Here is a 13381-nt window from a genome sequence, read left to right on the forward strand (position 1 = left end):
CGGGTAAATGGCATCGCAAACCGTATACCTAACAATAAACCAGTGCTATGAAAATAACAACAAAATCATAAATTTGTCTTTATTCTAAATCTCATATGGTGAGCAGCTGTAAATATTCCTCTGTACTTTTAATTGACGATGATGTGGACGACAGGATGATATTTGGCGACGTATTGAAAGAGTTGGTGCCGGATATTATTTACAACGAAGCTATCAACGGTGAAGATGCCCTTACCCGGTTGGAAGAAGGCTTAGTCCCAGATCTGATCTTCCTGGACCTTAATATGCCGCGGGTAGACGGTAAGCAGTTCCTGGCTGAACTGCGGCAGATTGAACATCTTCGCCATATCCCTGTTATCATTTATACCACTTCTTCCCATGAATCTGATAAAAAGGAAACCCGTGCGCTGGGCGCCTCCTATTTTATCACCAAACCGAATAGCTTGCATGAACTGAATCAGCTGCTAAAGGGTATCCTGGAAGAGACGATTCAATATTCCCTGTAGCCGTACCGCATTAAAAAGGCCTTGCAAGGAATTGCATGGCCGGATATTTATTATTGTTAAGATATTCGATTTTTTGTCGCAGGACAAACCTGACAGGACCTTGGAAAGTTCACCCCAAAACACACTACCATGGCCCACTTCCTGTACAGGCAATGTTGTAATACAGCATCCTGGTCAATCCAATAAATATATATAAACGATTTTAATATCCAGAAATTATTTGTGAAGCTGGACAACCTGCTTCAAACTTAATAAATTGCACGTTCTAATCTAATGGTATTATGAATCTGGAAGAACTGGAAAGGTTATATCAGGAACAGGCATACACGGTAGCAACGATTGAACTGGAAACATACCTGGAAGAGCATCCGGTCGAAGCTGCCGCGTGGTACCTGATGGGCAAGTGCAGGCTGGAAATAGCCAAATCCGCCGAGGACAGGGAGGAGATGACCACTGCATACCAAACCGCATACGAAGCATTCAGCAAAGCATTGGAATATAACCCTCAACATGTTCAGGCAAGGATTCACCGTGCCTACATGGGCGCTAACGTTATCAACGATAAAGCAACAGAAACACTGGAAGATTGCCAGTTTATCATTGATCAGGGCGATGAGGAACTGATCACCAAAGCCCTCCTGTACCGCTTTCAGATATGGGTGCTGCAAAATGAAACGGATAAAGCACTGGCAGATATGCACCGCAATCTGGAAATCTATCAGTCGCTCTACCTCGACGACCTCCCACAGCTGAACGTAGCCCGGTTCCAGTGTCATACCCGCATCGGCGACGTATACTACCACAACGAGAATAAACCTACAGCGCTGGATTATTACCGGAAGGCATTCCAGTGCACCGTTTACAATAACCGCACCCTCTCCACGTTGCATTTTGCCCTTGAAATGGCAGATTACGACTTCGCTGCCGAAATGCTGCACATCGCCAGCACTTCCGGTGAACAGGAAGAGGAAGACATGCTGAAAATCCTCCACCAGGTAAAAGCCCTGCTGGACCAGGGTATACGGCACCCCGCACTGGCAAGGGAATTCTGCTGGGGCACCATCGACTTCTGGCATCAGTTCTACGGCGAAGACGAAGCGGAAGGCACCCTGGAACAGATCTCCACCGGCAAACGCTTTATCGCCCTGTATCCGGAGGAAAGTTATTTTTATCACTTCACCGCTACTGCCCTGTTTAATATCGGCAGCTATAGCGAATCATTGCCGTATTATGAAAAGGCAATGGCCATCCGGCCCTACCCTTCGACCATTATCCGGTGGTATTATGCCCACTATAAGACACACGGACAGTTCCCGGACAACTGGACCGATATCGATTACCCTATCGCCTACGATTGGTATTCCGCCGGCGTAGTATGCAATGAACTGCTGCAGGAAGAAGAGGACTCAGGGCCCCGTCAGATACTGATGCAACTGAAGAAATACCTCTACAAGAAGGCTTATGCTTTGTACTACCCCTACTGGTATGAAAATACCGGCTCCTCTTATGCCGGCCATCCGCATCATTTTGCCATGTGCTGCAACAACTACGGCATCACCCTGTTTGAACTGGGCGCATATGAAGAGGCTATTCATATCCATAGCGTGGGATACAATATGTCCCCGTTCTGGGAGCAGCTGGAATCCCGCGCCGATGCGTTTCATCAGCTGGGGAAATATGCCGAAGCCGTGGCCGACCGGCAGATGATCCTCAACACCTTCATCTCTACCCTGCCACTCGTATACTATGTTTCTATTCATGAACGGATCATCGAAGACCTCACCGCACTGGAACGCTACGATGAAGCGATGGCCCTCTACAATAAGATCCTGACGGAATATGAAGAATGGATTGCCAACGATATGGAGGAACTGGAAGAGGATGAAAAAGAGATCATCATTTACAACATAGACCGCATCAAAACCGGTCGCGCCTTTATCAAAACAAATAGCCAGGACGACCTCCACGAAAGAATACAGGCACTCGAAAAACATCTCGAGGAAAAGCCCGACGACAGCGATGCCTACTTCAACCTGATGTACCTGTATTATGACAATGCCCAGTATGAACACTGCATCGGCGCGGTCAACAATCGTATATCCATTGGCGGTATTCCCAAACTGCCGCTGGTATCGCAGATGAAGATATACTACTTCAGGGGTAAAGCAGCGCTTAAACTGCGCCGGTATGAAGCCGCCATCCAGGATATGCTGCAAACACTTGACATCATGTCCCGTGGTGATGAATCAGACAATTCACCCAACAACCGCTGTGGCGTATATGCTTTCCTCGCAGAAGCTTACCTGGGGCTGGAAGACTACGACAGTAGCCTGCAATACGCCAATCAGTGTATTCAGACTTACAAAGATATGAACTGGAGCTGGGATGCAGAATCCTCCGCGTTTTACTACACCATGGCACTGGCACAGGAAGGAAAAGGAGACCTGAGCGCCTGCCGTAAAACCATTGACCGCATTCTGGAAAAAGACCCGGGCTTTCAGTCGGCACTCAGCAAAAAAGCAGGATTGAAAAACAGTAGCGGACTATTTTCGTTTTTGAGGAAGAAAAAAGATTAGTCATAAAAAAAGAAAAAAGCGCGGAGTTGACCTTCGCGCTTTTTTCTTTTTTATGATGACCCATTAATTGATCAATACTTTATTCCGCACCAGCAAACACGCGCCTATGATACCTGACTTTTCACCAAGGCCAGAGATACGCAGCTTGGTATCGTTGTTGACAAGGCTGAGGGAATATTTATTCACCGCGCTTTTGATGGGCAGCCGGATATAATCCTGTGTAGCAGCCAGGCTACCGCCCAGGATCACCAGTTCAGGGTTGAAGATATTGATCAGCAGGGCGATACCGCGGCCCAGGTTCTCTCCTATTTTGGCGATCAGTTCAATCGCCAGTACATCATCGTGAATAGCGGCATCAATGATATCTTCCAGCTGGATGCTGTCCGGTGCGCCGGGTTTACGGCTCAACATGGACGAGGAGCCTTCCCGTAATTTCTCCTGGAACATGCGTGTGAGCGCCCATCCGGATGCTTCCGTTTCGAGGCAGCCTTTTTTCCCACAGTGACAGATGATTTCATTGTCAAACAGCGGAATATGCCCCACTTCGCCGCTGTAGCCTGATTTACCGTAATACAGCTGGCCGTCTATAAGCACACCCATGCCGATACCATAATCGAGGTTCAGGAAAAGCACATTGCGTTCCCCGTGTACCGCATCGGAACAGAATTCGCCGTAGGCCATGGCACGGGAGTCGTTTTCCAGGAAAACGCGGATACCTATTTTCGTCTCGATGATTTTACTCAGCGGCTCCTCATCGAAATAGAAAAAGCTGTAGCTGTAGCCGGTAGCGTAGTTGATACGCCCGGAGAGGTTAATGCCGATGCCCAGTATTTTTTCCCTTGGCACGGGCAAACCATCGATAAAGTTGCTGATCAGTGTACAAAGTTCCTCCAGGGAGGCTTTGTTGTTATCCAGTTTATAAGGGATATTCTCTTCCGTGCAGACCAGGTTTTTCTGCAGGTCAGACAATCCCAGATTAAGATGGTGCTGTTTTACGTCTACCCCGATAAAAAATGCGGAATCAGGTACCAGGCCGTACAGATTGGGCTTCCGGCCACCGGTGGACTCCACCTTTCCGTAATCTTTTACCAGTCCGTCCTGAATCAGGTCGTTGAGCAGGGTGGTTACTTTGGGAGCGCTGAGGTTAAGCTGCTTGCACATGTCAGCAATGGTGGCATTGCCGATGTTGGCGAAGTAGGCCAGGGCGGCTTTCTTCAGGTTAATGTTCTTATAGGCTACCCCGGTAACATTTTCATTGTTCAGTTCTTCGAAAAAGGTCTTAGCCATATATAGTGTGCTTTACTTGATTGAGGGGCCAAGTTAATAACGTTATTCTTAATAATTATTAAAAGCGATCGTAATCAAATCGGTTATTTACATAAACCCGTAATATTTCAAAAATTATTTTATTATTTAGCAAGAATAAATAAATTTTATTAATTAGTATTACCAGTTAGTAATTAAATTTTTTATTTTAGTCGTCTATCTAGTTCTTTATGATTGATATCAGACGAATTTTTATCAGCCAACTTCTTTGTTTCCTGACCTGGCAACTCAGTGCCCAGTCGCTGCAAACCGACCTGCTCATTATCGGAGGCGGAGCCAGTGGCACCACAGCCGGCATACAGGCGGCCCGTATGGGCGTCCGCGTGACCATCCTGGAAGAAACCACCTGGCTGGGAGGTATGCTCACCTCTGCAGGCGTTTCAGCCATTGACGGCAACAATGCCCTGCCATCAGGCCTCTGGGGCGAATTCCGCGAACAGCTGCACCAGCATTACGGCAGCCCGCAGGCCGTAGCCACCGGTTGGGTAAGCAACACCCTCTTTGAACCATCTGTCGGCAATAACATCCTGCAACAGCTGGCAGCCAAAGAGAAACAACTGCAAATCCTTTTTAACACCAGCTGGACAGGTATCAAAAGAACCAACGGCCGTTGGCAGGTCAGCTTTATCCGCAACAACCAGCCAGGCTCCATCGAAGCGCCACTGATCATAGACGCCACCGAACTGGGCGACATCATGGCCGCCACCCACACCGCCTACCGCACCGGCATGGACAGCCGGCAGGAAACCGGCGAAGCCGTAGCACCGCTTAAAGCCAACAACTACATCCAGGTGCTTACCTATGTGGCCACCCTTAAAGATTATGGCGCCGGCACAGATAAAACCATTCCCCGCCCTGCAGGATACGATCCCGGCGTCTTCCGCTGCTGCTGCGCCAACGACGATCCCTACAGCGGCAACGGCGGCAAAATGAACTGCGACCATATGATGCAGTACGGCAAGCTGCCTAATCATAAATACATGATCAACTGGCCAGGCTGTGGCAACGACTACCCCCTCAATGTCATCGAAATGACCCGCGAAGCCCGCTCCAAAGCCCTGCAACAAGCCAAACTGCATACCCTGCGCTATCTCTATTACCTGCAAACGGAACTGGGCTACAAACATCTCGGCCTCGCTGATGATGAATATCCTACGGCCGACAAACTACCCATGATTCCCTACTACCGGGAAGCACGCCGCCTGAAAGGCATTGCCACACTGGGCTTTAATCATGTGGCCACCCCTTTCGATCAGCCGGAGGCGTATTATCGTACAGGCATCGCCGTAGGAGATTACCCGATCGACCACCACCAGGAAAAAGATCCTGCGGTCCCGAAAATAGATTTCTCCAAAGCCAAGGTACCTTCTTACAATATTCCGCTCGGCTCACTGATACCCGCCACCACAGAAGGCCTGATCGTGGCAGAAAAAAGCATCAGCGTCACCAATATTGTTAACGGCGCTACCCGCCTGCAACCGGTCGTACTACAGCTGGGGCAGGCTGCCGGCGCGTTGGCGGCCATCTCCCTGCAACAAAAAATACAACCGCGACAAGTGGCCGTCAGACAGGTGCAACAAGCCTTGCTGAAAGCAGGTGTATACCTCATGCCCTACATCGACGTTCCGAAAGAACATCCACACTTTGCTGCTATACAGCGTATAGGTGCTACCGGTATCCTGCGCGGCACCGGTATACCCTATACCTGGGCCAATCAAACCTGGTTCTATCCTCAGCGGCCCATCAGTGAATATGAATTTACACAGGGGATGCTCACCTACTACCGGGATGCGCGGAAACTGGCGCCCACCGGGCAGGACCTCACACCGGCGTTCCTGATAAAAATATGGCAGACCGCAGGTGTTACCGTCACCTACGACCAGTTAGCGACAGCCTGGAATCAGCTGCAATTCAGCACTACCCTGCGCGACAACCTGCCGCTCAACCGCGAAATGGCCGCTGTACTGACCGACCATTTCCTTCACCCGTTTGATATTCCCGTGTCCTTCACCGGCGCTATTCAACCATAAAACAAGCACATCATGAAAATAACAGGCACTTTCCTCGACGAGATCAGTCACGATATCCCGCACCAGAACTGGGGCCGGGCAGAATGGGACGCCGACTTCTCCCATATGAAAGCCGTGGGCATAGACACCGTATTTCTTATCCGCAGCGGATTTCAACGCTGGCTCACCTACCCTTCCAAAGTTGTCATGCAGGAAGAGGGTGGCTATGAGCCGCCGGTAGACCTGGTAAAAATGTTCCTCGAACTGGCAGACAAACACCATATGAAATTCTACTTCGGTCTTTATGACTCCGGTAAATACTGGTGGAAAGGCGATTTCCAGAAAGAGGTCGACATCAACCTGAAAGTCATTGATGAAGTATGGAAAAATTATGGTCATCATAAATCCTTTCAGGGCTGGTACCTTACGCAGGAAGTAAGTCGCCGTACGGGTAAAGTAATTGACCTCTACGCCAAACTGGGCAAACATTGCAAGGACATCTCCAACAATCTGCCTACCCTGATATCTCCGTGGATAGATGGCAAAAAGGCCGTGATGGCCGCATCTTCCACTATCACCAAAGAAGATGCAGTATCACTGAAACAACATGAAAGCGAGTGGAGCGAGATATTCGATGGCATCAAAGGCGTGGTAGACGCCGTAGCCTTCCAGGATGGCCATATCGAATTCCACGAACTGCCCGATTTCTTTGCCGTCAACAAAAGGATGGCCGACCGCTACGGGATACAATGCTGGACCAACGCCGAATCCTTCGACCGCGACATGCCCATCAAATTCATGCCGATCAAGTTTGAAAAACTGCGCATGAAGCTGGAAGCCGCGCGCAAAGCAGGTTACGACAAAGCCATCACCTTCGAGTTCTCCCATTTTATGAGCCCGCAGTCCGCTTACCTGCAGGCCGGGCACCTCTATAACCGCTATAAAGAATACCTCAAAACCTTCTAATCAATGAACAGGACAATGGAATTTCACGATTATGCCACGTTGTATCGCAACAACCTCCTGAATGATGTCATCCCTTTCTGGATGCAGCATTCACCTGACACCACATACGGCGGCTACTTTACCTGCCTCGATCGGGATGGTAAAGTCTTCGACACCGATAAATTCATCTGGCTGCAATGCCGTGAGGTATGGTGTTTCGCCATGCTGTACAATAAAGTGGAGCGAAAACAGGAATGGCTGGACATGGCCATCCAGGGCGCGGAATTTCTCCGTAAACATGGCCGCGACAAAGACGGGAACTGGTATTTCTCCCTTACCCGTACCGGCGAACCGCTGATAGCGCCTTACAACATTTTCTCCGACTGCTTTGCCGCCATGGCTTTCGGGCAGCTGTACCAGGCCACCGGCAACGAAGATTACAGCCATATTGCCATCAGCACTTTCCACAATATCCTCCGCCGGCAGGACAATCCGAAAGGGCATTATACCAAAGCGGTACCCGGTACCCGTCCTTTGCAGAACTTCGCACTGCCCATGATACTCTGCAACCTGGTGCTGGAAATGGAGTCCCTCCTCGATAAACAACTGGTGGAAGACACCATCCAACAAGGCATCCACACCGTGATGGAAATTTTTTATCAGCCAGACGCCGGTCTGATCATGGAAAACATCACGCCGGAGGGCAAACTCTCCGATTCCTTCGAAGGTCGCCTGATCAATCCCGGCCACGGGTTGGAAGCCATGTGGTTTGTGATGGACCTCGCCACCCGTAACAACGATACCGCACTGATCACCAAAGCCAAAGATATCGCGCTCTCGCTGCTGGAATACGGATGGGACGAGGAACACGGCGGCATCTTCTATTTCCTGGATGTAAAAGGATATCCGCCGCAGCAGCTGGAATGGGACCAGAAACTGTGGTGGGTGCATATAGAAACCATTATCAGCCTGCTGAAAGGCTACCTGCACACCGGTGACGAAAAATGCTGGGAATGGTTTAAAAAAGTACACGATTATACCTGGAAACATTTCCCTGATCCGGAAAATGGTGAATGGTTTGGTTATCTTAACAGGCAGGGACAGCCACTACTTCCGCTCAAAGGCGGTAAATGGAAAGGCTGTTTCCATGTGCCAAGAGGGCTTTACCAGAGCTGGAACACGCTGCAGCAACTGGCAGCCAGACAAGAATTATCTACTCAACCAAAATAGTTATGGCGGTAATATCCACAACCAACCAGCCACAGACCACGGTCACCGGCAGCCGGCAATCCTATATGCCTGCGCTGATTTCGCTGGCTGTACTGTATTTCATGATGGGGTTCATCACCTGTCTGAATGATACGCTGGTGCCCTTTTTCAAGAAGGGGTTCACCCTTACTTACTCCCAGTCTTCGCTGGTGCAATTTTATTTCTTCCTCACCTATGGCATCATGTCAGTACCCGCCGGCAGAATAGTTAGCCGTACCGGTTACAAGAAAGGAATGGTACTGGGCTTTGCCATTGCGGCCATAGGCGGATTGTTGTTTTATCCGGCATCGGTATATCATCAGTATGTACTGTTTCTGGCGGCATTGTTTGTCATCGCTATTGGCATTGTACTGTTACAGGTGGCCGCCAATCCTTACATTACAGCGCTCGGGCCGGCCAATACCGCCTCTGCGCGGTTAACGCTGATACAGGGCGTAGGATCTGTGGGCACTACCGTAGCACCTTTATTCGGCGCCCATTTCATTCTGGCCAGGCTGGAAGAATCGCATGCATCCAGTGAGGCCGTAAGATATCCGTATCTCGGTATTGCCGCGCTGTTGTTGCTGATCGCTTTTGTTGTTTCACGTTTATCCCTTCCCGTTATCAGCACTACCGGCAGTACAGGCAAAACCGATGATGATAACGGCAAGGGCGTTTTCTCGTATCGGAACCTGCGTTTCGGTATTATCGGCATTTTCGTGTACGTAGGTGCAGAGGTATCTATCGGTACTTTTCTGACCAACTATATCACCGACCTGCTGGGTGTTCCGGAGAATGTGGCCAACAATTACGTGGCGTTTTACTGGGGAGGCATGCTGGTAGGACGTTTGTTGGGTGCCGGGCTATTGCGCGTATTACCGCCGGCCAGGGTCCTCGCCGTATGTGCCGTAGCGGCTGTGGCGCTGATACTGGTATCTGTAAGTTCCTCCGGACTGGTGGCAGTATGGAGCATGATTGCGGTGGGGTTGTGCAATGCCATCATGTTTGCCACTATTTTCTCTTTGTCGGTAGAAGGTGTAGGCCGGCATACTACCGCCGCATCGGGACTGCTGTCTACCGCCATCTGTGGCGGGGCGGTGCTCTCTTATGCCCAGGGGCTGCTGAAAGACCATGCCACCTGGCAGATCGCTTTTCTGGTGCCGGTCATCTGTTATCTCTATATCCTGTTTTATGGCCTCAACGGGCATAAAGCATCAAAACAGCCTGTATGAAACGGAGAGACTTTTTAAAGCAATCGGGCATGGCTTCCGGCATCCTGTTGTTACCATCTTTTGTGCAGGCCGCTGTGAGCAGCACACCGCCGTCAGCAGGGCGCAGGGTGGTGTTTATCCGGCTGCAGGGCGGCAATGACGGGCTGAATACCGTTATTCCTTATAGCCAGGAATTTTATTACCAACAGCGGCCGCAGCTGGCAATTCCGGCAGATGAAGTGTTGCCTGCGTCCAATGGCTGGGGGTTTCATCCTGCCTTGCAGGAGCTGATGCCGGTATATGATCGGCGGCAGCTGCTGGTGTTGCAGCAGGTAGGTTACCCGGATACCGACCTGTCACATTATCATTCCGGCCGGATATGGCGTACCGGCTGTTGCCAGGGGCTGGAAACCAATCACTGGTTGCCCGCTTCCGTGGCGGTGGCGGATTACGGAGAACAGGATTTTGGTCCGTCTTTGGAAGATATCACCCGCAGGATTATTCAGGGAGATACTACCGCTGTTTATCATGTAGCGCTGGATGGCTTTGATACCCATCAGTTTCAACGGGTGCAGCATGATCCGTTGCTGGCCACCTATGCGTGTGGTGTGCGGCGGCTGTTGCAGCAGCTGGAAGAGGGCGGCCAGCTGGACAATACGCTGGTGGTCACCTGGTCGGAGTTTGGCCGTAGCCTGACCGAGAACGTGCGCCGGGGTACCGACCATGGCGAGGGTAACCAGGTACATATTTTCGGCAGCCGGTTGAAGCAGTGGGGTATTGAGCCTTGTACACTGTCCGATGGCCACCTGCCGGTACGGACGGATTTCCGCAGCGTATATGCCACCATTGCCCGTCGCTGGCTGGGAGCAGACAGCAGGCTGAATGACCGCTTTCCGGCTATGGGCTGGCTGTAGTGGGTGTTTCTGACACCTTTCTGCGGGATTCTGTTCACAAATTTTTTTAATTCATAGAAAATAATACCTTTGCAGTCCTTTTTGAGTAAAAAAGGACTGCTTTTTTACTTATTTTCGCGCGGCCCTCCGGGGCTGGCAGCCGAAAGCAAAAGTTCTTATTTTTATCAGTTCCGGGTGTGGTGAAATTGGTAGACATGCCAGACTTAGGATCTGGTGCCGCAAGGCATGGGGGTTCGAGTCCCTCCACCCGGACATATACTATTAAGTGGCAATGTGTCAATATGGCAACGTGATAATGCTATGCTTTCCTTCACTTTCATTGTCACTGCGCTCCTATCTGACGCGCTCTCACCTAATCAATTGTCTTTTATTATTTTTTAATTTCCTGCCATTCCTGCTTGCCGTTGTGACTTCATGGCAGAAAATCAAACAAGGAATCATTATTGCTTCTTAAAGAACATTTTTATACAATTCAATTATGGCAACCGTTACCAGAGAAAACATTGGTTTATTGAACGATAAGATCACTGTGAAAGTGAGCCAGGAAGATTACCTTCCTAATTTTGACAAAGCAGTAAAACAATTCAGCAAGAATGCAAATATCCCCGGCTTCCGTAAAGGAATGGTACCTGCCGGTATGGTTAAGAAGATGCACGGTCCTGCCATTTTCGGCGACGAAGTGCTGAAAACCGTGGAAAAAGAGCTGATGGGTTATGTACAGGCAGAGAAACTGGATATCTTCGGTCAGCCGCTCTCTCTGGAAAAAACTGCTAAAAACCTCGATTTCGCTAATCCGGAAGAATATGCTTTCGAGTTTGAAGTAGGCCTGAAACCAACTTTTGAAGTTACTCCACTCGAGAACAACAAAACTACCCTCACCCGTTACAAAGTAGCTGTGACTGATGACATGGTAAACGATGAATTACAGCGTTTACAGTTGAAAGGCGGCAAACCTTCCGAGTCTGAAGCCGTTTCCACTGAAGATGACATCATCAATGTTACTTTCGAAGAAGCAGATGCCAAAGGCAACGTGGTGGAAGGTGGTATCACCAAAGAAAACAGCCTGCTGGTTAAATACTTCACTGACGCTGTTCAGGCTGAGCTGAAAGGCAAAAAAATCAACGACAGCATCGTTATTGAACTGGGTAAATCTTTTGATGAACAACGTTTGGGCTGGATCCTGAAAGATCTGGGCTTTGAAACCGGCGATAAAGAAGCCGCTAAAAAGCACTTCAAACTGACGATCACCAAAATCACCCTGGTTGAAAAAAGAGAATTGAACGAAGAATTCTTCAAAGAAGTTTATCCTGCTGACAGCATCACCACTGAAGAAGCTTTCCGTGGTAAACTGAAAGAAGAAATCGCGAAATACTGGGATTCAGAAAGCCGTAACCACATGCACAACGACCTGTTTGAAGTGCTGGTTCATGAAACGCCGATCGAATTACCAAAGGATTTCCTGAAACGCTGGCTGCAGGTAGGTGGTGAAAAACCTAAAACCGCAGAAGAAGCTGAAAAAGAATTCCCGGGTTTCGACCACCAACTGCGCTGGACACTGATCAGCGATAAACTGGTTCGTGACAATAAACTGGAAGTTTCTTTCGAAGATCTGAGAGAAAGCGCCAAACAAAAAGTACTGGGCTACTATGGTGGCGCCGCTGCTGATGGAGCTGAATGGCTCGACAGCTACCTGGACCGCCTGCTGCAGGACGAAAAATTTGTTGACCAGACTTACCGCGAAATGATCACTGCCAAGTTGTTTGACTGGGCTGAGACCAAGGTGAAAGTGAAAGAAGAGGAAATCAAAGCAGAAGAATTTGTTAATTTACCTCATAAACATCACCATCATGAACATTAATAACGACGAATTCAGAAGATATGCCATTAAACACCGCGGAATCAGCAGCCTGGTTGTAGACAGCTATGCCAAGAGCCACTCTATTAACAGCCTGACTCCCTACATCCTGGAAGAACGCCAGATGAATATGACGCAGATGGACGTATTCTCCAGGCTGATGGCTGATCGTATCATTTTCCTCGGCGACCCGGTAAATGACTATGTGGCTAACGTAATTACCGCACAGTTACTGTTCCTGGAGTCTTCCGACCGCAACCGTGATATTCAGATGTACATCAATAGCCCCGGAGGCAGCGTATACGCAGGTCTGGGCATTTATGATACCATGCAGATCATTTCTCCTGAAGTAGCTACTATCTGTACCGGTATGGCCGCCTCTTTCGGCGCTGTACTCCTGGTAGCCGGCACTAAAGGCAAACGTACTGCCCTGAAACACGCCCGCGTAATGATCCACCAACCTCACGGCGGTGCTGAAGGCCAGACTTCTGATATCGAAATCACTGCCCGTGAGTTCGTTAAGCTGAAAAAAGAGCTCAACGAAATCATTGCCGGTCACTGCGGTCAACCCGTGAAAAAAGTGGAAAAAGACTCTGACCGTGATTACTGGATGACCGCTGATGAAGCTAAAGAATACGGCATCATCGACGACGTTCTCCAGAAAAATCCGAAAAAACAACTGGATACTCCACAGTAATCCGGTAACCGGGAATCAAGACACGATAGATATAGCATAATTCTTAATTGTTAAATCCTGAGAATACTTGGTTTATCCCGTAACAATCACAACA

10 protein-coding genes and 1 tRNA gene are annotated in these 13381 nt (G+C 49.3%); 10 read left to right on the plus strand and 1 reads right to left on the minus strand.

Annotation, left to right across the window (positions count from 1 at the left end; translation table 11 throughout):
• Positions 1–95 precede the first annotated feature (95 nt).
• Positions 96–506 (plus strand): response regulator, encoded by a 411-nt coding sequence (locus HHL17_RS00310; RefSeq protein ID WP_169222836.1) that lies wholly within the window; start codon positions 96–98, stop codon positions 504–506.
• 281 nt (positions 507–787) lie between these two features.
• Complete coding sequence (locus HHL17_RS00315) at positions 788–3082, plus strand: tol-pal system YbgF family protein (RefSeq protein ID WP_169222837.1); 2295 nt, start codon at positions 788–790, stop codon at positions 3080–3082.
• A 63-nt stretch (positions 3083–3145) separates the two neighbouring features.
• Here the strand turns inward: HHL17_RS00315 and HHL17_RS00320 are convergent, their stop codons facing one another.
• The gene (locus HHL17_RS00320) at positions 3146–4369 is read right to left on the minus strand and encodes an ROK family protein (protein ID WP_169222838.1); all 1224 of its coding nucleotides are present in this window, start codon (positions 4367–4369) and stop codon (positions 3146–3148) included.
• Between the two features lie 209 nt (positions 4370–4578).
• Between HHL17_RS00320 and HHL17_RS00325 the strand changes: the two genes are divergently transcribed.
• The 8 genes from HHL17_RS00325 (at position 4579) to clpP (ending at position 13287) form a co-directional block, all read left to right on the plus strand.
• Positions 4579–6438: an FAD-dependent oxidoreductase gene (locus HHL17_RS00325; protein WP_169222839.1), complete on the plus strand. Its 1860-nt coding sequence runs from the start codon at positions 4579–4581 to the stop codon at positions 6436–6438.
• 12 nt (positions 6439–6450) lie between these two features.
• Positions 6451–7383 carry a DUF4434 domain-containing protein gene (locus HHL17_RS00330; protein WP_169222840.1) on the plus strand — a complete coding sequence of 311 codons (933 nt, stop codon included), beginning with the start codon at positions 6451–6453 and terminating at the stop codon, positions 7381–7383.
• Positions 7384–7386: 3 nt separating this feature from the next.
• Complete coding sequence (locus HHL17_RS00335) at positions 7387–8592, plus strand: AGE family epimerase/isomerase (protein ID WP_206155881.1); 1206 nt, start codon at positions 7387–7389, stop codon at positions 8590–8592.
• A 2-nt stretch (positions 8593–8594) separates the two neighbouring features.
• Positions 8595–9842: a sugar MFS transporter gene (locus tag HHL17_RS00340; protein WP_169222841.1), complete on the plus strand. Its 1248-nt coding sequence runs from the start codon at positions 8595–8597 to the stop codon at positions 9840–9842.
• Positions 9839–10735, plus strand: coding sequence for a DUF1501 domain-containing protein (locus tag HHL17_RS00345; protein WP_169222842.1), 897 nt, complete (start codon positions 9839–9841; stop codon positions 10733–10735). The genes HHL17_RS00340 and HHL17_RS00345 overlap by 4 nt, the downstream gene beginning before the upstream one ends.
• A gap of 170 nt (positions 10736–10905) precedes the next feature.
• Positions 10906–10987: transfer RNA gene (locus HHL17_RS00350), tRNA-Leu, on the plus strand.
• Positions 10988–11213: 226 nt separating this feature from the next.
• Positions 11214–12593, plus strand: coding sequence for a trigger factor (tig, locus tag HHL17_RS00355; RefSeq protein ID WP_169222843.1), 1380 nt, complete (start codon positions 11214–11216; stop codon positions 12591–12593).
• Positions 12583–13287 (plus strand): ATP-dependent Clp endopeptidase proteolytic subunit ClpP, encoded by a 705-nt coding sequence (gene clpP, locus HHL17_RS00360; protein WP_169222844.1) that lies wholly within the window; start codon positions 12583–12585, stop codon positions 13285–13287. Before tig ends, clpP begins: the two co-directional genes overlap by 11 nt.
• Positions 13288–13381 lie beyond the last annotated feature (94 nt).

The sequence above is a fragment of the Chitinophaga fulva genome, from assembly GCF_012927205.1.
In the GTDB taxonomy this organism is placed as follows: domain Bacteria; phylum Bacteroidota; class Bacteroidia; order Chitinophagales; family Chitinophagaceae; genus Chitinophaga; species Chitinophaga fulva.

What these genes read in the sequence shown, in the direction of transcription:
- HHL17_RS00325 (WP_169222839.1), top strand. Translation starts at nt 4,579, where the DNA reads ATGATTGATATCAGACGAATTTTTATCAGCCAACTTCTTTGTTTCCTG.
- HHL17_RS00320 (WP_169222838.1), bottom strand. Translation starts at nt 4,369, where the DNA reads ATGGCTAAGACCTTTTTCGAAGAACTGAACAATGAAAATGTTACCGGG.
- HHL17_RS00340 (WP_169222841.1), top strand. Translation starts at nt 8,595, where the DNA reads ATGGCGGTAATATCCACAACCAACCAGCCACAGACCACGGTCACCGGC.
- HHL17_RS00335 (WP_206155881.1), top strand. Translation starts at nt 7,387, where the DNA reads ATGAACAGGACAATGGAATTTCACGATTATGCCACGTTGTATCGCAAC.
- HHL17_RS00315 (WP_169222837.1), top strand. Translation starts at nt 788, where the DNA reads ATGAATCTGGAAGAACTGGAAAGGTTATATCAGGAACAGGCATACACG.
- clpP (WP_169222844.1), top strand. Translation starts at nt 12,583, where the DNA reads ATGAACATTAATAACGACGAATTCAGAAGATATGCCATTAAACACCGC.
- tig (WP_169222843.1), top strand. Translation starts at nt 11,214, where the DNA reads ATGGCAACCGTTACCAGAGAAAACATTGGTTTATTGAACGATAAGATC.
- HHL17_RS00310 (WP_169222836.1), top strand. Translation starts at nt 96, where the DNA reads ATGGTGAGCAGCTGTAAATATTCCTCTGTACTTTTAATTGACGATGAT.
- HHL17_RS00330 (WP_169222840.1), top strand. Translation starts at nt 6,451, where the DNA reads ATGAAAATAACAGGCACTTTCCTCGACGAGATCAGTCACGATATCCCG.
- HHL17_RS00345 (WP_169222842.1), top strand. Translation starts at nt 9,839, where the DNA reads ATGAAACGGAGAGACTTTTTAAAGCAATCGGGCATGGCTTCCGGCATC.